Genomic DNA, 20,613 nt, shown 5'->3' with positions numbered 1-20,613 from the left:
TTTAAAGCCCAGGTTGTAATCACGCTGCGTGCGCTTCTTCCGGGTGGGAGTATCGTTGCCCATCTGCTCATTCTCCAGATGACAACGTATTTCAGGACGGGACAATAAACACAAAAAAGCCGCCGGTGTGACGCGGCGGCTTTTTCGTTAATGCAAGCTGCGTATTATCTAGACAGCTATTAGCTACGGCAGCTCTGCGGCAAGTACTTTTCTTCAACGTTGGTTGGGTTGGCTGCACCAGAGCCAGAGGTACAATCAACAGTTAATCCAGTTGCGGCACCGGTGAACAAGAAGGTGATACGATCAGTGCCTGCAGTACCGGTAGTACCGCCCAAGTCGTTCAGCGTCATCTCAACCGCCATGTTATCTGCGTCTGGACGTGTGATAGCTACAGCACTAACCGTTGGAAGCGCAGTCAGGTTTGTGTCCAAATCATTCATGATGTTGGATGCAGCTGCCGGCATCTGACCGAGAGAAGCGTATGATTCATAGATGGAAGCCTTCGCAGCAGCAGCGGCGTTAACAGGCTCAACTATGCGTGAGCGGATTGTATAGTCCTGGTAAGCAGGAATAGCTACAGCCGCCAGAATACCAATGATCGCTACAACGATCATCAGTTCGATCAGAGTGAAGCCCTTCTGGGAATGATTGATCTGCATGTTCTTCATAATACTGCCTCAATGTTCAAGTTAGCGTTGGGCTGGCCCCGGGGCCGGCGGAGTTTGCCCCCGAACCGGTTTGAGCCTGACAGCCCTCTTGCATCTGCCGTGCCAAATCCCATAAATAACAACTTTTCGTTTTTATTCATGCCGTTGGAGAATGTCGATCACATAAAGAACGGGCCCTCAGAACGGGCTGCTTCATGCCCCGGTCAGTCAGTCAGTGACACAAAACGTCACACTGCGAACCCTCTCACACACCCGAGTGACACAAATGGTCAACCACCGGCCTTTCCAATCATACTTGTGACATCTAAACTCTCTGTCACCTGATTTATCACGGGCGGTTGACTGACCAGTCAGCGCCCTACTGACAAAAGCTCAAAATTTATGGCAACTAACAAGAGCAACGTTACTCTCACTGGCCTGGCCCGCCGATTCGTGGAAGATGGCTTGCTGGAAGAAGACGTAGCCAAAGACGCCTACCTACAGGCTGCGAACAACCGCATACCGCTGATCACTTACCTTGTCCAAAACCAGCTCGCCGACAGCCGCAAGCTTGCTTTTGCTGCAGCTATGGAGTTTGGCGTCAGCGTACTGGACCTGAACAGCTTTATGACCGAAATGTTGCCAGAGAAGCTGGTGGACGAGAAGCTGGTTCGGAAACACAACGCCCTACCGCTTTATAAGCGTGGGAACCGATTGTTTATCGCGGTTTCTGACCCCACCAACATTCAGGCCCTTGACGAAATCAAGTTCAACACCGGCCTCAGCACCGACGCCATCTTAGTGGATGATGCGGCACTGCGCTCCGCTATCGACAAGTACCTTGAATCCCACGAAGACGCCATGGGGGATCTTGACGATGCGGATCTTGAAGGCGTGGAAACCGAAGGGGGCGAACCGGATGACGACGAAGGCGTAGTCGCCGCTACGGATGTTGATGATGCGCCTATCGTCAAATACGTCAACAAGATGTTGTTGGATGCCATTCGTACCGGGGCCTCGGACATCCACTTCGAGCCCTATGAAAAAATATATCGGGTGCGGTACCGAACTGACGGGATGATGAAAGAGATTTCACGCCCCTCCATCAAGCTGGCACCAAAGATCTCCGCCCGGGTAAAAATCATGGCGCAGCTCGATATCTCGGAGCGACGGGTGCCACAGGACGGCCGCATCAAGATGAAGCTGTCCAAGACCAAGTCCATCGACTTCCGGGTGAACACGCTACCCACACTATGGGGTGAAAAGATCGTACTGCGGATTCTGGACGCCAGTCAGGCCAAGATGGGCATTGATGCCCTGGGTTATGAAGAGGACCAGAAGCAGCTTTATCTCGATTCGCTCAAGCAGCCCCAGGGTATGATTCTTGTCACCGGCCCCACCGGTTCCGGTAAAACGGTATCACTGTATACCGGCCTGAACATCCTGAACACGCCTGAGGTCAATATCTCCACTGCCGAGGACCCAGCGGAAATCAATCTTGAGGGCATAAACCAAGTCAACGTCAATAACAAGGTCGGACTTGGCTTTGCTGAAGCCCTGCGGGCGTTCTTGCGGCAGGACCCGGATGTAATCATGGTGGGTGAGATCCGCGATCTGGAGACGGCGAATATCGCCATCAAGGCAGCCCAGACCGGCCACTTGGTGCTCTCTACCCTGCACACGAACAGCGCGGCGGAAACGCTGACCCGGATGATGAATATGGGGGTTCCCTCCTTCAATATCGCCACCTCAGTCAGCCTGATCATTGCCCAGCGGCTGGGGCGCCGCCTCTGCAGTAGCTGCAAACAGCCATTGGAAGTGCCGAAAGAAACACTTTTGAAGGAAGGGTTCACAGAAGAACAAATCGACACCGGCTTTACGTTGTACACACCCAAGGGGTGTGATAAATGCAATATGGGTTACAAAGGCCGCGTAGGTATTTACGAAGTGGTCAAGGTGACCGAGGCGCTGGCAAACATGATTATGGAAGAGGCCAGTTCACTGGCAATTGCCCGCCAGGCTCAGAAAGAAGGCTTCCGTACGCTGCGTCAGTCCGCCCTTCGCAAGGTGATTGAAGGGGTGACCAGTCTTGAGGAAGCCAACCGCGTAACGAAGGATTAAGCATGGCACAGGCACAGAAAGCAGATAAGCTTCAGGCGTATGTCTGGGAAGGTAAAGACCGCAAAGGTAACAAAACGAAGGGCGAGGTCTCCGGCTCCAATCTGGCGCTGGTAAAAGCCCAGTTGCGCAAACAGGGCATCATGCCCAGCAAGGTGAAGCGCAAACCGAAGCCACTATTTGGCGGTAGCAAGAAAGTCACTCCCTTTGATATCGCTATGTTCACCCGGCAACTAGCCACTATGATGAAAGCAGGCGTACCGTTGATTCAAAGCTTCGACATTGTGGCCGATGGACTGGACAATAAAGGGCTTCAGGAGCTGATCGTTGCGATCCGGAATGACGTTGCCTCCGGAACCAGTTTCGCGGGCGCGCTGCGACGTAACCCGAAGCACTTCAATGACCTGTACTGCAACCTGGTCGACTCCGGTGAAAAAGCCGGTGCCTTGGAGCAGATGCTGGACCGGATTGCCAACTATCTTGAGAAAACCGAGATTCTCAAGAAGAAGGTCAAGAAGGCTATGACGTACCCCATTGCCGTCGTAGTCGTAGCCATTATTGTTACGGCTATACTGCTGGTTAAGGTGGTCCCCCAATTCGAGAGCCTCTTTCAGGGCTTCGGGGCTGACTTGCCAGTATTCACCCAGATGGTGATCAATATATCGGAGTGGATGCAGAAGTGGTGGTTCGTTGTCCTGCTGGGTATCGTAGGCTTTATCGTCGGCTTCGGTCAGGCAAAAAGACGATCTCAGAAATTCTCCGATATCGTAGACAAGTACGTCCTTAAAATACCCATTATGGGCGAAATCATCGATAAGTCGGCCGTTGCCAAGTTCGGTCGGGTTTTGTCCACCACCTTTGCCTCTGGCGTACCACTGGTTGACGCCCTAGATTCAGTAGCAGGCGCTACCGGCAATGCTGTCTACAGAGATGCCGTGATGAAGATCAAGGACGAAGTGTCTTCTGGGGTGCAACTGCAGGCCGCTATGCGGCAGACAGACGTGTTCCCGGTTATGGCCGTGCAGCTTACTGCCATCGGGGAGGAATCCGGCAACCTGGATGAAATGCTTGAAAAGGTCGCGGAACACTATGAGGGCGTGGTCGACGACATGGTAGACAACCTCACATCGCTGATGGAGCCAATGATCATGGCGGTTTTGGGCGTGCTCGTGGGTGGTCTGATCGTTGCCATGTACCTGCCAATTTTCCAAATGGGTCAGGTCGTTTAAATTTAGACCCGGTATCTCCATAAGAGGGTAATTGGAGTGAGTGAATGGTCTCCACTTAGCAGTTATCCGCCACCCCCCTCTCCCCTCAACGGAGAGGGGATGGTTGCCGAAATACCTTTCGCGGAATTCCAATAGCTCTGTCCAATTCAAAGGTTTCTGATGCCCTCCCTTGAACTCTTCCTGTCTACCCCCTGGCTGCTGTATCTGACCGTACTCTTCATCTCCCTCTGCATCGGCAGCTTCCTCAACGTCGTCATCCTGCGCCTGCCAAAGATGATGCACCAGGAATGGCGCTGCCAGTGCCAGGAGTTCCTCGAGGTTCCCGAGGGCGAGCGCACGTCGGAGGAGCCGGTCACCCTCTCCCGCCCCGCGTCGACGTGCCCGTCCTGTGGTCACAGGATCCGGCCCTGGGAGAATATTCCGGTGATCAGCTATCTGTTCCTCGGGGGCAAGTGCAGCAACTGCAAAGCCCGCATTTCGGTGCGCTACCCGCTGATTGAGGCGATCACTGCTGTTTTCTCGCTGATCACGGTCTGGCTGCTGGGGCCATCTGTTGGCACCCTGTGGGCGCTGATGCTGGTCTGGTCGTTGATTGCCCTGACCATGATCGATTTCGACACCCAGCTGTTGCCGGACAACATCACCCTGCCCCTGATGTGGCTGGGGCTGGTGCTGAACTATTTCGGATACCTGACGGACTTCACCAGCGCGTTCTGGGGTGCTGTGACCGGTTACCTGTCCCTGTGGTCGGTGTACTGGCTGTTCAAGCTGGTGACCGGCAAGGAAGGCATGGGGCATGGTGACTTCAAGCTGTTGGCCGCCATTGGCGCCTGGCTGGGGTGGCAGCTGTTGCCCGCGGTAATACTGCTGTCCTCCCTCGTAGGCGCCGTTGTGGGTATCAGCCTGATGGTGTTCCGGAAACATGGGCGGGAGGTGCCGATTCCTTTTGGGCCTTACCTGGCGGCTGCCGGGTTGCTGTCGTTGTGGTTCGGGGATGAGATTCTGGTTGGGTGGTATGCCTGGCTGGGAGTTGCTTGACGATTTTAGCCCCTCTCCCTTGAGGGGAGAGGGGTTGGGGTGAGGGTGGAGCAGGCAACTCTTCAGTCTGACCGCTTTCACCCTCTCCCTGGCCCTCTCCCCTCAAGGGAGAGGGCATGTTCAATGGGAATTGTGGAGTTAGCTCCCGGCATACCCCAGCTTCTTGTCCACGTTATTGAACAACTCTTCACCCTGATGCCACCGGTCAAAATTCTCCAGGAACTGATCCGTCAGGGCGCGGCGCCAGCCGATAAAGTCACCGGACATGTGGGGGGTGAGGATCACATTACCCATCTCCCATAGCGGATGATCCTGCGGTAGTGGCTCCTCCTCGAATACGTCCAGGGCCGCGCCGGCAATTTGACCCTTGTTGAGCGCGGCGATGAGATCCGTTGTGTTGACGATGGGGCCGCGGCCGATATTGATCAGGCGGGCGCTTTCCTTCATCGCCGCGAAGGCCTTCTGGTCGAACAGCCCTTCCGTTTGCGGGGTCAGCGGTGCAGCAATCACCACGTAGTCGGCCACTGCCAGCTGGTCGAACAGCTGCTCATTGGCATGGACGGCGATAAAGTCATCGTCGTCATTCCTGGCCCGACGCGCGATGCCGTGGGGGTTCATGCCAATGCCCCGGGCCAGGCGGGCAATCTGGCGCCCGATGGAGCCGGCGCCAACGATCAGCACCTCACGGCCCTCGGCACGCTCGGTATCCCGGTGCTTCCACTTGTGGCCCGCCTGCAGCCGCATGGAGCGGGGAAAATCCTTGGCGAACATCAGCATGGTGCACAACACATATTCCGCGATACTGCGGTCGAAGATGCCCCGGGCATTGGTAACAGCCACATCACTGTCGATCAGTGCCGGGAACATGAGGGCATCCACACCCGCACTGGTGGCGTGAATCCACTCCAGCTTGTCCGCCACGGGCCAGGCCGCTTCCAGGGCTTCGGTCCGGAAGTCCGTCACCATCATCACCTGGCTGCCGGGCAGGGCTTCCCGCAGCGTTGCCTCGTCCCAGGCGAACCGTACTTCACCACGGGCCTTGACCGCTTCAATACCCGGCGGCGCGTCCTCGTCTGGCGCTGTGAGTACGGTGATGATCGGCTTCTGGTTCTGGCTCATGGGTGTCGGATCCTCCTGTAGATGGGGCATTACCTGCCCTGAGTTTGGCCGCTGGGGCATGCATGGTCAAACATGCCGGCAAAAACATCTGGCTCCGCTCATAAAAAGGTCTCAAGGGTATTGTACCGGCGATGTGTCGTAGACTACTCTGCCAGAAGAAACGCTCTACAGAGCCGCTGACAGGCCCCATGGGTGGGGCCTGACCGGAATCCAAACCATGGCAGTGAGAGGTGTTTATGGCAGAGGCTGCAAAAGATACCGGGCAAACCCAGCCGCGTAAGGTGAAATACCGTAAGGCGAAAGCGTCCTGGAACCCTGCGATGCAGGCGATTCCGGTGCCCGGCATCCGGCGCATGGTCAATATGGCGGCCACCATGAAGGACGTCATTCACCTGTCGATCGGTCAACCGGACCTGCCGACGCCAAAGCACGTCATTGACGCCTACATCGATGCCCTCAACGCGGGCCAGACCGGCTACACCATGGATGCGGGGCTGCCGGAACTGCTGGTTGCCCTGCGGGACTATTACGGCAAGCGCTACAACCGCAAGCTGACCCGGGACAACATCCTGATCACCAGCGGTGCCACCGAGGCCATGTACCTGGCGATCACCTCCACCGCGCAGCCCGGGCGACAGTTCATTATCACCGACCCGACGTTCCTGTTGTACGCTCCACTGATCCGCATGAACGGTGGCGAGGTGAAGTACATACCCACCCGGGCGGAGAACGACCACCAGCTGGACCCGGACGAGGTGATACGGGCCATGGGGTCGCGTACCTATGCCATCGTCCTGAATTCTCCCAACAACCCCACTGGTGCGGTGTACCCACGGTCAACAATAGAGACCATCGTGGAGGAGTGCGCCTACCGGGGCATACAGATCTATTCCGACGAGGTCTACGATCACCTGATCTTTGATGACGAGGACTACGCCAGCGTTCTCAACTGCGCCGTGGACCTGGACAACATCATGTGCATCAGCAGTTTCTCCAAGACCTACAGCATGGCCGGGCTGCGTGTGGGCTGGGTGATTTCCAGTCAGGCCACCATCAAGAGTCTGCGCCGGTATCACATGTTCACGACCTCGGTTGCCAATACTCCGGCCCAGTTCGCCGGGGTGGCCGCCCTCACCGGCGACCAGCAGTGCATCCGGGACATGGTGGGCATCTACCGGGAACGGCGTGACAAGATTGTCGAGCTTATCGACCAGACGCCCCACCTTACCGGCTACAAACCCGGGGGCGCCTTCTTCGCCTTCCCCAACCTGCCGCCACACGTGGATGGTTCAGACCTGGCCCTGCGCATGCTGAAGGAAACCGGGGTCTGTACGGTGCCTGGTGATGCGTTTGGCGAGCACACCCAGAATGCACTGCGGCTGAGCTTCTCCACCACGTGCGAGAAACTCGAGGAAGCCTTCGACCGCATCATCCCGTGGATGGCAAAACAGCAGTTCTGACGCTGCCATGCTGTCATCAGGGGCGCCGGCACCGCAGCAGGTCCTGGCGCCCTTGAGCCACACGCCCAAGCCGGCCAAAACCATGCTGGAACCCGCCGTTATCCAATGCCCTTATTGCTGGGAACAGCTGGAGGTCTTTGTTGACCCCAGTGTCAGGGACCAGGAATACGTGGAAGACTGCCAGGTCTGCTGTCAGCCCATCCTGATTCATGCCTGGTTTGATGCTGACGACCAGCTGCACCTGACGGCTGCGCCGGAGAATGACTAAGGTGTAATCTTCATGCCCTACGTGGCACTTGCCTGTGCCGTTGCACTCGGCCAACCTTTACCAAATACCCAACGCCTACAGGAAAGACCATGAAGTTTCGCGTCGTAATCGCACTGGCACTCACCACCATCCTGATGTCCGGCTGTGCGGGCTTCTCGCCACTCACCATCAGTGAATCGACTCTGGAGCGACACCTGCAGGACGCCGTAGCCGACTATGACCGCCAACAGCTACAGGCAGGATCGCCCCTCAGCCTGTCCCTGTCCAACGCGGACATCACCCTGGGCCCGGATGGCCGGGACGTGGCCGTCATTGACCTGTCCGGCCAGGTGGCCCTGAACGCACTGATGGCCAAGATACCGGCGGATATAAAACTGAAGGTGGAAGGGGCTCCAGTCTATGACAGCCAGGAAAGGGCCATCTATATCCGGCGCCTGAAGCTGCTGGAAAGCAGCGTGGACACGCCCTACTTCAGCAGCAGCGAACTGGCGCCGGTGACCGACAATGTCATGCGGGTAGTGGCCCAGATGCTGGAGAACGTGCCCATCTACCGCCTGGATGACACCAGCCTGGGCGCCCGGATCATGGGTATGACGGAAATGGATCTGCGGGTAGCGCCGGGGCGTCTGGAGTTTGTTAAGCGCTAACAATAAAGCCCCTTCCATCGAGGGAAAGGGAGGAGACTCAAACCCCGCAGTTCGACCGCTTTTCACCCTCTCCCCGGCCCTCTCCCCTCAAGGGAGAGGGAGACCATGCGGCGAGCAACTGAGATGGCCGCCAGCACGTATAATCCCTCTCCCCTCAAGGGAGAGGGAGATCAGTCCGCATTCATTGGAGTTGGCCAAGCGGCTAACGCCTCGCCTACCTAACTTCCTGACAGCGAAGCGCCCGTAGTATCCAACTCCATCTGCTGGATGGCAATCACCGCCTGGGTCCGGTTGCGTACGCCCAGTTTGCGGAAGACGGCGGTGATGTGGGCCTTGATGGTGGCTTCGGAGACGTCCAGGTCGTAGGCGATCTGTTTGTTGAGCATACCTTCCGCCAGCATGCCCAGCACCCGGAACTGCTGGGGTGTAAGGGACGCCAGGCGTTCGGAGAAGTCGGTGTTCTCCGTCTGCATCCGCTCGAGCTTGTCCGCAACGCCTTCCGGTAACCACAGATCCCCTTCCAACACCGCCTGGATGGCGTCAGTGATTTCCGGTAGTGGGGCCGACTTGGGAATAAAGCCAGAGGCTCCGTAATCGATTGACCGACGCATCACCTGCAGGTCTTCGGTGCCGGATACCACCACCACTGGCAAACCCGGGTACTGGCCGCGCATGAACACCAGTCCGGAGAAACCATGGGCGCCCGGCATGTTGAGATCCAGCAACACCAGGTCTGCATCCGGCTTTTGCTCCACCGCCGCCTGTAGCGCCTTGATGCTCTCCACCTCGGCCACGTCCGCCTCGGGAACCGCCTGGCTGACAGCCTGGCGCAGCGCAGCGCGAAACAGGGGGTGGTCATCGGCGATGATAATGTGTTGAGTCATCCACAGGCATCCTTCTGGTCATGACAGCGCTCAGGGCGCCAGCGTCCCGGGGCAACATACCCGGAACCTGATTGTACCCCGAACACAACGATGCCCGCAGGGAGAATGTCCCTGCGGGCATCGGCTTCTGTCGTTATCGGCGAAAGTCTACTTGAAAGCACGCTCGCTGATAAGATCGTCCACCACGCCCGGATCAGCTAGTGTGGAGGTATCACCCAACTGATCATGCTCGTTGGCGGCGATCTTGCGCAGTATGCGGCGCATGATCTTGCCGGAGCGGGTCTTCGGTAGCCCCGGCGCCCACTGGATCACGTCTGGCGAGGCAATGGGGCCGATTTCCTTGCGCACCCACTGGATCAGCTCCTTGCGCAGCTCCTCGGTGGGTTCCACGCCCTGCACCACGGTCACGTAGACGTAGATACCCTGCCCCTTGATATCGTGGGGGTAACCCACCACGGCAGCCTCGGCCACCTTGTCGTGGGCCACCAGGGCACTCTCCACTTCAGCGGTACCCAGGCGGTGGCCGGATACGTTCAGCACGTCGTCGACCCGGCCGGTAATCCAGTAGTAACCGTCTTCATCACGACGGGCACCGTCACCGGTGAAATAGCGGCCCGGATAGGTGCTGAAGTAGGTCTGCTTGAAGCGCTCATGGTCACCAAAGATGGTGCGCATCTGGCCAGGCCAGCTATCGAGGATCACCAGGTTACCCTCGCTCTTGCCTTCCAGGATGTTGCCGTCATTATCCACCAGAGCCGGCTGTACGCCGAAGAACGGCAGCGTGGCGGAACCCGGCTTCAGGTCCACGGCACCGGGCAGTGGCGAAATCAGGATGCCGCCGGTCTCGGTCTGCCACCAGGTGTCCACAATGGGGCACTGGCTGTTGCCGATGACCCGGTGATACCACTCCCAGGCCTCCGGGTTGATGGGCTCGCCCACGGAACCCAGCAGGTGCAGACTCTCCCGAGTGGTGCCGTTCATACACGACTCGCCTTCAGCCATCAACGCACGGATGGCAGTGGGGGCGGTATACAGTACGTTCACCTTGTGCTTGTCCACTACCTGCCCCATGCGGGAGGTGTCCGGGTAGTTGGGCACACCCTCGAACAGCACGGTGATGGCACCATTGGCCAACGGCCCGTAAAGGATATAGCTGTGACCGGTAACCCAGCCGAAGTCGGCGGTACACCAGTAGACGTCGCCATCCTGGTAGTCAAACACATATTCATGGGTCATGGATACGAAGGTCAGGTAACCGCCGGTAGTGTGCAGCACGCCCTTGGGTGCGCCGGTGGAGCCGGAGGTATACAGCATGAACAGCGGGTCCTCGGCGCCCATGGGCTCTGGCGGACACTCTGCCGAGGCGTCCTTCATCAGGTCTTCATAGTGAACGTCGCGGCTCGCATCCCAGGGCACATCGCCACCGGTGCGCTTCACAACGACCACTTTCTCTACATCGGGTACTTTATCGCTCTTGAGGGCCGCATCCACGTTCTTCTTCAGCGGGATCTTGCGGCCACCGCGTACGCCCTCGTCTGCGGTGATGACGAACCGTGACTTGCCGTTCTCGATACGGGCGCCCAGGGCTTCCGGCGAGAAACCACCGAATACCACGGAGTGGATGGCGCCGATACGGGCACAGGCCAGCATGGCCACGGCGGTTTCCACAATCATGGGCATGTAGATGGTGACCACGTCACCTTTTTGAACACCCAGGGTCTTGAGTACGTTGGCAAACTTGGAGGTTTCCGCGTGCAGCTCGCGATAGGTTACGTGACGGGAATCGGCCGGGTCATCCCCTTCGAAAATGATCGCGGTCTGGTCGCCACGCTTCTCAAGGTGCCGGTCCAGGCAATTGGCGGAGGCGTTGAGCACGCCGTCCTCAAACCACTTGATGGACAGGTTGTCGTAGTCGTAAGTGGTGTTCTTCACCTTGCTGTAAGGCTTGATCCAGTCCAGTCGTTTGCCATGCTCCCCCCAGAAGGTGTCCGGGTCTTCGATGGACTGCTTATACATCTGTTCGTATTGTTCGCGATTGATGAGGGCGCGTTTTGCGAAATTGTCGGGTACCGGGTATAGCTTCTTGTCGGTCATTATTTCCCCCTTTTTGCAGAGTCTGTCACTGAGTTGTCGGAATTGTTGGAACAGAAAAGGATTGCCCTATCTGATCACGTCAGACCTGACCATTGAATTAGACCAACGTACTACCGGGGTGCCAAACGGCGCCTTCTGACGATCAGAGGCTCGATACTGTACAGGAAAGGATAGCCCTGCCGGAGCTTGCTGAAAAGCAGGTACCGGCAGGAAGGCACAGCGGAGTTCTCAGGCAGCGGCTGCAGCCCGGCGCTCGCGGCGGGTGCGCAGGCTGTACACCCGGCGCTCGCCCATGGCGTAGCGGTTGAGGCCGCCCAGGTGAGTTTTGCGGAGGTAGGTTTCCCATCCGATACGGCGGGGGTCTACCGAAAACAGTTCCCGGTCGCTATCGCCCATGCGCTCGGCCAGGGCCATCAGTTGCTCGTTGTGGAACACATAGTCCGGCGCCGTGTAGAAGCCGAAGATGGTGGCCAGGGCCCGGGTGGTATCCAGGTTGCGCAGCACCTTCAGATCCCGGTTCTGACCGGCCATCTTCATGGCCTTGCTGGCCAGCGACAGGGGCACACGAATGCCGGTAACCGCCGCATCGAAAAGGGTGCGGTTGACCGCCATGAAAGGCTTGGTGGGCTGACGGCAGAACAACTTGTCGTAGGCCGCATAATTTTCCCTGGCCTCATCCATCAGGTGATCAATGAACTCGCCCAGGGTCACCGGGTTCATGGAACCACTGCAGCACTGGTAGATACGGCGCGCCTGTTCCGCGGTTATCGCCTCAGCGCTGGCCAGCAGGATACTGTTGGCCACCAGGTCAACGGGAATCACGTCGATGACGCTCTCGCGATTGCCGGGGAACAGGGTCACTTTCTCGCGGGCGTAAGCAAGGATGATGGCATCCGCTACCTTCACCCCTTCAATCCAGCCGGGCATGGGCTCCTTCAGCGCACTCTCGATGATGGAGGGGCGTACGATGGTCAGGCTCTGGTCCGCCAGCGCTTCCATCAGGCGCTGCTCACCCAACCACTTGGTAAAGGTGTAGGTGTCACTCCAGCCGTAATGGTTGGCTTCACGGATGCCCAGCTCAACCAGCTTCTTCTCCAGCAGTTTGCCGGAGTAGCGCGAACGCACGTCGGTGATCTTGTCATGCAGCAGCCGCACCAGCGCTTCCGTCTGGTAATAGCCGTCTTCACTGCGGGGAATGTCGGCACCGGCGGGCTTGATGATGTCCTCGTGAATTTCGCCGCTGTTCATGCCGTTCACGTAGCAGGTGGACACCTGCACTACCGGGATACCACCGCTATTGCGGGCAAAGTGGGCGACATTGTCCAGGCACAGGGTATTGATGGTCAGGGCTTTGTCCAGCTCCTCGCGGAAGTTGACGCTGGCGGCCGAATTGATCACCAGGTCAATACGGGACGACAGGCGTTCGTACTCCGCGTCCGGCAGCCCGAACCGGGGGCGCGTGAGCTCACCCTTTATGCAATGGACTTTCTCCTCAAGGAATGCCTCAAACCCTTCCTGGTCTTCGCTGCGCAGCAACTCGAACACACTGGCACTGGCGATTTCACTGTAAAAACGTTCGCGGGCATCGGGGTGACGGGCATTGCCCCGCACCAGCAGATAGATGCCGCCGATCTCCGGAACCGCCCGGATCAGCTTCTCCAGCACCGCCTTGCCAAGGAAGCCTGTGGTGCCCGTCATCAGGATATGCTTGCCCTTGAGGGAGCGGCGAACAGAGGAATCTGTATCGTCGAAATCGGGAAACAGGTGACTCATTTCAATTGAACTCCTTCTCGTTGGTATCGCGGGCCCGGAATGGGGGTTGGATTCCGGGCCTCAGGGGCATCCATGGTGTTCAGACCCGGTTCTCCATGAGCCCAGGGCTCTCCGGGAAGTAGTCGCCCTCACCGCAACCGTCTTGCCGATGCTCATAATAAACGACGACCTGTCCGGAATTAGCACAATTCGGGCCAGACTCGTGCCGGGCACGGTAACAGACCGATGGTGAGGTGGTGAGTTTGTCATGGCGACAATGACAATATAGAGACAAAAACCAACAAATGAACTGTCGATTTAATCATCACAATGGCTTGACCGGGCAGCCAGAAAACCCTCCATGCGAACGGAATCGGGCTGCGACTTCAACCTTGCCAGCAAGACATCCTGGGAGCCGAAATCATCGCTGCTGTACCCTATTGTCCGCGGTGGCCGCGACGGCTCCTGTGCCGACGCCATGCCCGACAACAGTGCAGAGGCACCGCGCAGTGCTTCCTGTCTGAGCAGGACATCCTGCGGCCGCTCTGCCAGCAACCGCTGCAGGTCGGCAAAAAGGGCCCGGCATTGATCCCGGGCGGCGTCCGACGGTGTCACGCTGTGACCCTTGCCGGTGGGTGCATCACATTGTGACTCTGATTGTGACTCTGTATCGGCGGTGGTCGGCACAGCCTCCGTGGCAGAGATTTGCTGTTGCCGGCGACTGCGATGGTACCAGTAGGCCGCAAGGCCACCTTTCCGTGCCGGTAGCTGCGACAGGTGCCTGATCAGCTGATCCGCCAGGGAAATGAACTGCCGGCTGGACGGGTCTGACTCTGACAACAGGGCGACTGGTCGCTGTAACTCCACTGACTGTCGAATCGAGTCGTCCCGCCAGATAGCGCCAATGTATTCCGTGTCCATACCCAGGTGGCGTTGTGTCGCTCCCGAGAATCGACGGAACACCTCCCTCGCCTGGGATGCACCGGCCGCCATATTGACCACCACACCCGGGGTACGGCGATAGCCCCGGCGCTGCAGTACCCTGAGCAGTGAGAAAGCGTCGGTAAGGGAGGCCGGGTCAGGCGTGATCACCAAACAGGCCAGAGCGGCAGCAGCGATCATGTGCAGAGCGGCCGGGCGTAATCCAGAGGCGGTATCAATAAGAATGGTGTCATAGGCCTGCTCCATCCCGGCCAACGCACGCAGCACCGATCCGGCATCGTCAAGGTCCATATCCATGCAACGCTGGACACCGGACGCGCCAGCAATAATGTGCAGGCCATGAGGGCCTTCCTGGATGACGTCGGCCAGCCGACACTCACCGGCCATGGCGTGTTCCAGCGTCCGGGAGGGGTACAGGCCAAGCAGGATACTGACGTTGGCAAGATCGGTATCCGCATCCAGCAGAAGCACGCGCCGGCCACCACGAGCCAGGGTGAGTGCCAGATTTACCGCCACGGACGTCTTGCCGACGCCACCCTTGCCCCCGGTCAGGGCAATAATATCAGGGCGAGAGGAACGCCCCGATACGCCGACACCCTTGGGGATCTGAGAATCATCACTGCTGGAATCGCTTACATCCATATCGGGTCAACAAGCCTGTACCACTGATCCCTGTCCGTTACATCGCCACGCTGAGAGCCGGCCATGTCAGAAAACGGATGATACTCTGATTACCGCAGCGCGTGAATGGAAAGTACCATTGTACAATTATTCAGCAAAAACCTCTTGATATGTAACCTACATAGACTATTCTAGGGCACTGATTGTTAACATTACTTAACGGATCGTTACATACAGTCGATGTCACCATCTCCTGCCACTGAAGCACTCCCGTCGCTCCCTGAGCCCCACCTGAAGGCTCTGGAGGCCTGCGGTCGTCAACAGAGTTATCGGCAGATTACCGACATCATCCAGCTCGACACAGCCCTTTCCTCGCGCATTCTTATCCTGGCCAATGCCACCGGCAACCATTATCTCCAGCCGATAAACAGCCTGGAACAGGCCCTGCAGCGCCTCGGTACCAACCGGCTGGAGCACCTGGTGCTGGTGGCCGCACTGCAACAAATGATGTTTGACCTGGGTGATGGCCAATGGCGGAAACTCCACGGCTTCTGGCACGAAGCCCTGGCCGCCGCCCTGTTGTGCAGAGCCCTGGCCCGCCTTACCCGTTACCCGGCTACCGATACGGCTTTTCTGTCCGGCATGCTGCACAACGCCGGCAAACTGCTGCTGTTGCGGCAGGAGCTCAACCTGCCCAACAGGCCGTCCGATACGGGCTACGTAGAGATGAGTGTGTCTCTCGCCGGACACTGGCAACTGGCCCCCGATGTCCTCGAGGCGCTGGCCCACCAGCAGGCGAACATGACCACCCTGGGGTCGGCCGGGCACCTTGCGCGCCTGGTTGCCGTGGCGGTTCAACTGATCACCCGGGAGGGCCACGGCCTGACCATGGCGAGAACCCTGTTTGGCCTGGAGGAAGAGCTGACGGCGGAAATCCTGCGCCGCATCTGGCTGGAGACAGAGGACCTGGCCCGGGAGATGGGCGTGGCCGCTCTGGCCCACTACGACGGCAACCGGTCAACACGGCGCCTGACCATCGAGGCCGTACGGGAGCTGTTGGCTCGCGACCTGCTGTCGCAAAAGGCCCCGCCGGTGTCGGAGGATCGAATACGCCAGCAGGTTCATGAGATCAACAACCCGTTAACGGTGGTTCGGCAATACCTGTACCAGTTGCGAAAACGCCTTTCAGAAACCGGTGATGCGCGGGATATTGATATTATCGAGGAAGAGCTGGGCCGGGCCAGCGAATTACTCAGCGAGCTTGTCGCTGGCAATCCTGAGGCAACTTCCGACCAGCGCAACGGGCATCACGCGATACTCAACCACGAGGTTGAGGCCCTGCGGAATTTGCTGGCCGACGGCCTGTTCCGGGAGCGACAGGTCACCTGCCTGCTGGAACTCTGCGACGAGCCCACGGCCATTTCAGCTCCCGCGGCGCAGGTCCGGCAGGTGATGCTCAACCTGCTTCGCAACGCCGCAGAGTGCCGGCCAGCAAGCCCGGTGCAGATCATGCTGCGGTCCACCGCCCCGGTCTGGCAACAGAACCGGCAATGGGTGGAAGTGACCATAGCCGACGACGGTCCCGGACTGCCGGTCACTGTCAGGCAGAACCTTTTCAAACCGGTTGCAACCGGTAAGGGCGAGGCACATAGTGGCCTGGGCCTGAGCATCGTAAAACAGTTAATGGACGACATGGACGCCATCATCAGTTGCCAGAGCGGGCCCTCGGGGACCCTTTTCCGGCTGCTTTTCCCTGCGGGGACCGAAACCGAAGACCGGTAACAGCGCCTTCGGCCCCGGTGGCTTTCTGCCCCGGGGCCGGCTGGTGGGATGGAGCCCGCTGACAACCGGCACAGGTCGACGAGTAGCGTGCAATGATCCAGAAAGCCGATCCAGAACCAGTGCCTTTCCGGGAGCGCCAGCGGATACTGGTGGCCGACGACAATCTGCGCCTGTTGAAGAGCCTGTCTGACCTGCTCGGCGAACAGGGCTACCATGCGGTTTCCGCCACCAATGGCGATGAAGCCTGCCGCCTGCTCAGAAGGCACCAGTTCGCGCTGGCATTTCTGGACCTCAACATGCCCGGACGCGATGGCTTCCAGGTCATGGAAGAGGCCAGCCAGCTCCAGCCCGACTGTGCCCTGGTCGTGGTCAGTGGTGAAACCTCATTCCTGTCTGTCAGCCGGGCCCTTCGGCGCGGGGCAAGCGACTATATCCGCAAACCCTTCGACCCCGAGGAAGTGCTGGCAACCCTGGAAAATGTGCTCGGCAGGCAGTCGCTGATCCGGGCCCATCAGGATGTCCAGCAAAGGCTGGAAAAATCAGAGACCCTGCATCGCTATATCGTTAACAACTCACCCGATATCGTCTTCATGCTTGATGAGCAGGGGCGCTTCTGCTTCCTCAACCGCAAGGTTTCCAATCTGCTTGGCTACCAGCCCGCCGACCTGATCGGCCAGCATTTCCGGTTGTTACTGGACGAGGAAGAGTCCTCCGGCGGCAAGCTCTCGCTGGATGATCCGGGGATCAGCACGGATCGACCGGCAACCTTCGAGGTGCGTCTTCGCGCCAGCGGGGCCGTGAAAACCAGCCGGCATTTCGAAATCACCGCCTTTCCTATCGACCCGGGCAGCTGGAACAGCGTGGGCGACCCGGAGGAACGCCATCTCAGCGAGCGGGCCCGCTATTATGGACTCGCCCGGGATATCACCGAGCGCAAGGAGGCCGAGGCTTTCATCAGCTTCCAGGCCTATCATGACCTGCTGACACGCCTGCCCAACCGGGCATTGTTCAGGGACCGGCTCAACATGGCCATCAACCAGGCCAACCGCTACCGGCATCCGCTGGCCGTCATGTTCCTCGACCTTGACCGCTTCAAGATCATCAATGACACCCTGGGCCACAGTGTGGGCGACCGTCTGTTGCAGGCGGTGACCCAGCGGCTGGAGAACTGTCTGCGCAAGGGCGACACCCTTTCCCGGTTCGGCGGCGACGAGTTCACGCTGCTGCTTCCCATGGTGCCTGACCGGGACCATGCCGCCATTATCGCGCACAAGCTGATCGACGCATTGAAAGAGCCCTTCAGGCTCAATAACCAGGACATCTTTGTGGGCGTCAGCATTGGGATCGCCATGTACCCGGAAGGGGGGCGGCATATCGAGCAACTCATACGCAATGCGGACCTGGCCATGTACCAGGTAAAGACCCGGGGCAAGGACAATTACTGCTTCTTTGACAGCAGCATGAACGTGGACACCAGCCAGCGGCTGACCCTGGAACGGGATCTTCGTCGGGCCATCAGCCATGGCGAAATGGAGGTGCACTACCAGCCCCAGATCTGCCTGCGAACGGGCGAAGTAGCAGGGCTGGAAGCACTGGTGCGATGGCGTCATCCGCAGCGAGGTCTGCTGCAACCCGCCGAATTCCTGCCCCTGGCTTCGGAGACCAACCTGATTGCCGAACTCAGTCACCAGGTACTGGCCAATGCCTGCGAGGAGGTCGGCCAGTGGATTGCCTCCGGGCACTCCGGCGTGCGCCTTGCAGTCAACCTGTCACCGGTTCAGGTAGAGCATCCGATGTTTACCCGGCGACTCATGGCGCAGCTGCGTCAGGCAGGCTTCCCACCTGGCAATCTGGAGATCGAGATTACCGAGAATGTGATCATGAACGACCTCGAGAAGGTAAGCCAGACGCTTCGTGAACTGGCGGAACAGGGAATCCGCATCGCCGTCGACGATTTCGGGACCGGGTATTCGTCGCTCAACTACCTTCATCAGCTACCCATTCACACCCTGAAGGTGGACCGCAGTTTTATCCAGGGCATTCAGGCCGGCAACGACGGTGCATGCATCGTGGATGCCGTCATCGCCATGGCCAAAGGGCTGAAACTGGAAATCGTCGCCGAGGGAGTGGAAAACCAGGACCAGCTGGATTACCTCAGGGCCAGAGACTGCGATCATGTGCAGGGCTTTCTGTTCGGCCGTGCCCAGCCCGGCGCCGTGGCCAGAAAGCTGCTGGATACCGGGGTGTATCCCGACGCCGTTCAGGCCTGAGTCGACAAACCTGTATCAAGGCACACCAGTGTCCCGTCCGGGCCATTCACCGGGGGGCGGCGTGACGGAAACCTCGTCCGGCCAGGAAGGGCTCTAAATCCGCCATCACCGGGCCGGAAAACAGACAGCGATGGCCCGACGACGTGTGCCGAACCAGATCCCCGGGCTGAAATCCGGATTGCTCCAGCAAGGCGCCGGTTCTGCGGGCGATGGCATCACCAGAGTCGACCCAGTGGGTAACCTCAGGCAACAGGCGCTGGAGCACCTCGCGGATCAGCGGGTAGTGGGTGCACCCCAGCACCATCGTGTCCACGCCGGCGTCACGGAACGGTTGCAACGCCACCGATAGCGCCGGTTCCGGCAGTGGGCGCCCCCGGGCCCAGTCTTCTATCCAGCTCACCAGTTGCGGATGCCCTACGCGCTCGATGGCGCAGTCCGCCGCAAAATCGCGGATAAGCTGTTCCAGGTAGGGGCGCCGGACCGTGGCCGGCGTGGCCAGCAGGCCGATACAGCGGTTGTCTGACATTGCCGCGGCCGGCTTGATGGCCGGAACCACCCCGACCACCGGCACATCCACCGCGGCCCTGAGAGCTGGCAAGGCCACCGTACTGGCGGTATTGCAAGCCACCACGACCACGTCGAAAGGATGCCGGGCGAGTTGCTCCGCCACCAGGCTGACCGTGCGATCCACCACCGTCGCTTCCGGCTGGTCGCCGTAGGGAAAACCGGCGTTGTCGGCCAGATGGGTCAGGCGTGCCGCCGGAATCTGCTGGTGGATACAGGCAGCAATACTCAGTCCGCCCAGGCCGGAATCAAACACCAGGATTTCCGGCACCCGCTCCGGAGAAGGTGCTGTAGTCAAGCGCCCATCTCCTCCTTCAACTGCCGTATCAGGCGGCCGGCGATGGTGGTTTCCGGCGGAATGGGCGGGTGGTCGTCCGGGGCAAACCAGTCCGCCTCAGCCAGCTCGTCTTCCTGCAGCACCAGATCGCCGGCTTCGTAGTCGGCAAAGAAGCCCAGCATCAGTTGGTGGGGAAATGGCCAGGGCTGGGAGGTCCAGTACCGCACGTTGGTGACGGTCAGACCGGTTTCTTCCAGGGTCTCCCGGGCAACCGCTTCCTCGGCGCTTTCCCCCGGCTCCACAAAACCGGCTATCAGGCTGAAGAAGTAACTGCGTGCGCGGCTGGACCGCGCCAGCAGGAACCGATCCCCCCGGCGAATGACCACAATTACACAGGGGGCCAGGCGGGGGTAGAAAGGGATGGCGCAATGGCCGCACCAGCGGGCGCGCTCATGGGAGTGGAACCCGGTCTCGTTGCCGCAGCGGCCGCAGAAGCGGTGATCCAGGAACCACTGCTGCACCTGGGATGCCGTACCCAGCACCGTTGCCGGTGCATCCGGCATGGTCAACAGGGCCTCGCGAAGATGAACCGGTCGGGTGGCATACAACAACATGCCGGGATCAACACTGGCCACGTAAACCGGACGGCCATCCAGCTCCCCCACATAAACCGGCTCGGTGCCATGATCCAGCGCGTCTTCGACACTGGACCAGTCATGGTACCAGCCATCTTCGGGGCACCAGATCTCCGGGCCATTCATGGCCACTACCAGGTCATTCCGGTCAGGTGCCTTGTCGGACCAGCCTGCGCTCCAGTTTTCCATCCACCACTCCATTCATTTCAAAGGCTGCAATGTATCATATCTGGTAAAGTCAACGGCATGCATCACTTTGTCGGCCA

At 59.2% G+C, this 20,613-nt stretch carries 16 protein-coding genes; 8 read left to right on the top strand and 8 right to left on the bottom strand.

All coding sequences use genetic code 11. The features are described from left to right. Positions 1–179 precede the first annotated feature (179 nt). Positions 180–668, bottom strand: coding sequence for a pilin (locus ACFOZ5_RS04910; protein ID WP_379885875.1), 489 nt, complete (start codon positions 666–668; stop codon positions 180–182). Between the two features lie 381 nt (positions 669–1,049). Between ACFOZ5_RS04910 and pilB the strand changes: the two genes are divergently transcribed. The 3 genes from pilB (at position 1,050) to ACFOZ5_RS04895 (ending at position 5,032) form a co-directional block, all read left to right on the top strand. Further along, positions 1,050–2,768: a type IV-A pilus assembly ATPase PilB gene (gene pilB / locus ACFOZ5_RS04905; RefSeq protein WP_379885873.1), complete on the top strand. Its 1,719-nt coding sequence runs from the start codon at positions 1,050–1,052 to the stop codon at positions 2,766–2,768. Positions 2,769–2,770: 2 nt separating this feature from the next. Further along, on the top strand, positions 2,771–3,994 hold the full coding sequence (locus ACFOZ5_RS04900; RefSeq protein WP_379885871.1) for a type II secretion system F family protein: 1,224 nt from the start codon (positions 2,771–2,773) through the stop codon (positions 3,992–3,994). Positions 3,995–4,153: 159 nt separating this feature from the next. Beyond that, positions 4,154–5,032 carry a prepilin peptidase gene (locus tag ACFOZ5_RS04895; RefSeq protein ID WP_379885869.1) on the top strand — a complete coding sequence of 293 codons (879 nt, stop codon included), beginning with the start codon at positions 4,154–4,156 and terminating at the stop codon, positions 5,030–5,032. Positions 5,033–5,170: 138 nt separating this feature from the next. On the opposite strand, the gene ACFOZ5_RS04890 is transcribed toward ACFOZ5_RS04895, so the two are convergent. Then, on the bottom strand, positions 5,171–6,151 hold the full coding sequence (locus ACFOZ5_RS04890) for a D-2-hydroxyacid dehydrogenase (protein WP_379885867.1): 981 nt from the start codon (positions 6,149–6,151) through the stop codon (positions 5,171–5,173). Positions 6,152–6,387: 236 nt separating this feature from the next. Between ACFOZ5_RS04890 and ACFOZ5_RS04885 the strand changes: the two genes are divergently transcribed. The 3 genes from ACFOZ5_RS04885 to ACFOZ5_RS04875 all read left to right on the top strand — a co-directional run bounded on the left by ACFOZ5_RS04885 (position 6,388) and on the right by ACFOZ5_RS04875 (position 8,526). After that, entirely contained in the window at positions 6,388–7,611 is a 1,224-nt protein-coding gene (locus ACFOZ5_RS04885; RefSeq protein WP_379885865.1) for a pyridoxal phosphate-dependent aminotransferase, read from the top strand. A 7-nt stretch (positions 7,612–7,618) separates the two neighbouring features. Beyond that, complete coding sequence (locus tag ACFOZ5_RS04880; protein ID WP_379885863.1) at positions 7,619–7,879, top strand: CPXCG motif-containing cysteine-rich protein; 261 nt, start codon at positions 7,619–7,621, stop codon at positions 7,877–7,879. A gap of 89 nt (positions 7,880–7,968) precedes the next feature. Next, entirely contained in the window at positions 7,969–8,526 is a 558-nt protein-coding gene (locus ACFOZ5_RS04875) for a DUF1439 domain-containing protein (protein WP_379885861.1), read from the top strand. Positions 8,527–8,744: 218 nt separating this feature from the next. On the opposite strand, the gene ACFOZ5_RS04870 is transcribed toward ACFOZ5_RS04875, so the two are convergent. From ACFOZ5_RS04870 to ACFOZ5_RS04855, 4 genes are all read right to left on the bottom strand, one after another. Then, positions 8,745–9,410, bottom strand: coding sequence for a response regulator transcription factor (locus ACFOZ5_RS04870; protein ID WP_379885859.1), 666 nt, complete (start codon positions 9,408–9,410; stop codon positions 8,745–8,747). Between the two features lie 147 nt (positions 9,411–9,557). Then, on the bottom strand, positions 9,558–11,504 hold the full coding sequence (acs, locus tag ACFOZ5_RS04865) for an acetate--CoA ligase (protein WP_379885857.1): 1,947 nt from the start codon (positions 11,502–11,504) through the stop codon (positions 9,558–9,560). A gap of 228 nt (positions 11,505–11,732) precedes the next feature. Continuing rightward, entirely contained in the window at positions 11,733–13,277 is a 1,545-nt protein-coding gene (locus ACFOZ5_RS04860; protein ID WP_379885855.1) for a fatty acyl-CoA reductase, read from the bottom strand. Positions 13,278–13,574: 297 nt separating this feature from the next. Next, complete coding sequence (locus ACFOZ5_RS04855) at positions 13,575–14,840, bottom strand: MinD/ParA family ATP-binding protein (protein WP_379885853.1); 1,266 nt, start codon at positions 14,838–14,840, stop codon at positions 13,575–13,577. Between the two features lie 219 nt (positions 14,841–15,059). On the opposite strand from ACFOZ5_RS04855, the gene ACFOZ5_RS04850 reads away from it, so the two are divergent. Beyond that, on the top strand, positions 15,060–16,601 hold the full coding sequence (locus tag ACFOZ5_RS04850; protein ID WP_379885851.1) for an HDOD domain-containing protein: 1,542 nt from the start codon (positions 15,060–15,062) through the stop codon (positions 16,599–16,601). A gap of 92 nt (positions 16,602–16,693) precedes the next feature. Continuing rightward, on the top strand, positions 16,694–18,871 hold the full coding sequence (locus ACFOZ5_RS04845) for an EAL domain-containing response regulator (protein WP_379885849.1): 2,178 nt from the start codon (positions 16,694–16,696) through the stop codon (positions 18,869–18,871). Positions 18,872–18,917: 46 nt separating this feature from the next. Here the strand turns inward: ACFOZ5_RS04845 and murI are convergent, their stop codons facing one another. Both murI and nudC read right to left on the bottom strand, forming a co-directional pair. Continuing rightward, entirely contained in the window at positions 18,918–19,733 is an 816-nt protein-coding gene (gene murI / locus ACFOZ5_RS04840; RefSeq protein ID WP_379885847.1) for a glutamate racemase, read from the bottom strand. Next, complete coding sequence (gene nudC, locus ACFOZ5_RS04835; RefSeq protein ID WP_379885845.1) at positions 19,730–20,536, bottom strand: NAD(+) diphosphatase; 807 nt, start codon at positions 20,534–20,536, stop codon at positions 19,730–19,732. Before nudC ends, murI begins: the two co-directional genes overlap by 4 nt. Positions 20,537–20,613: the final 77 nt, after the last annotated feature.

The organism is Marinobacter lacisalsi (genome assembly GCF_042651045.1).
GTDB classification, from domain to species: domain Bacteria; phylum Pseudomonadota; class Gammaproteobacteria; order Pseudomonadales; family Oleiphilaceae; genus Marinobacter; species Marinobacter lacisalsi.
Note: the sequence above shows the minus strand (reverse complement) of the source record. Positions and strands in the feature narration are given on the sequence as shown.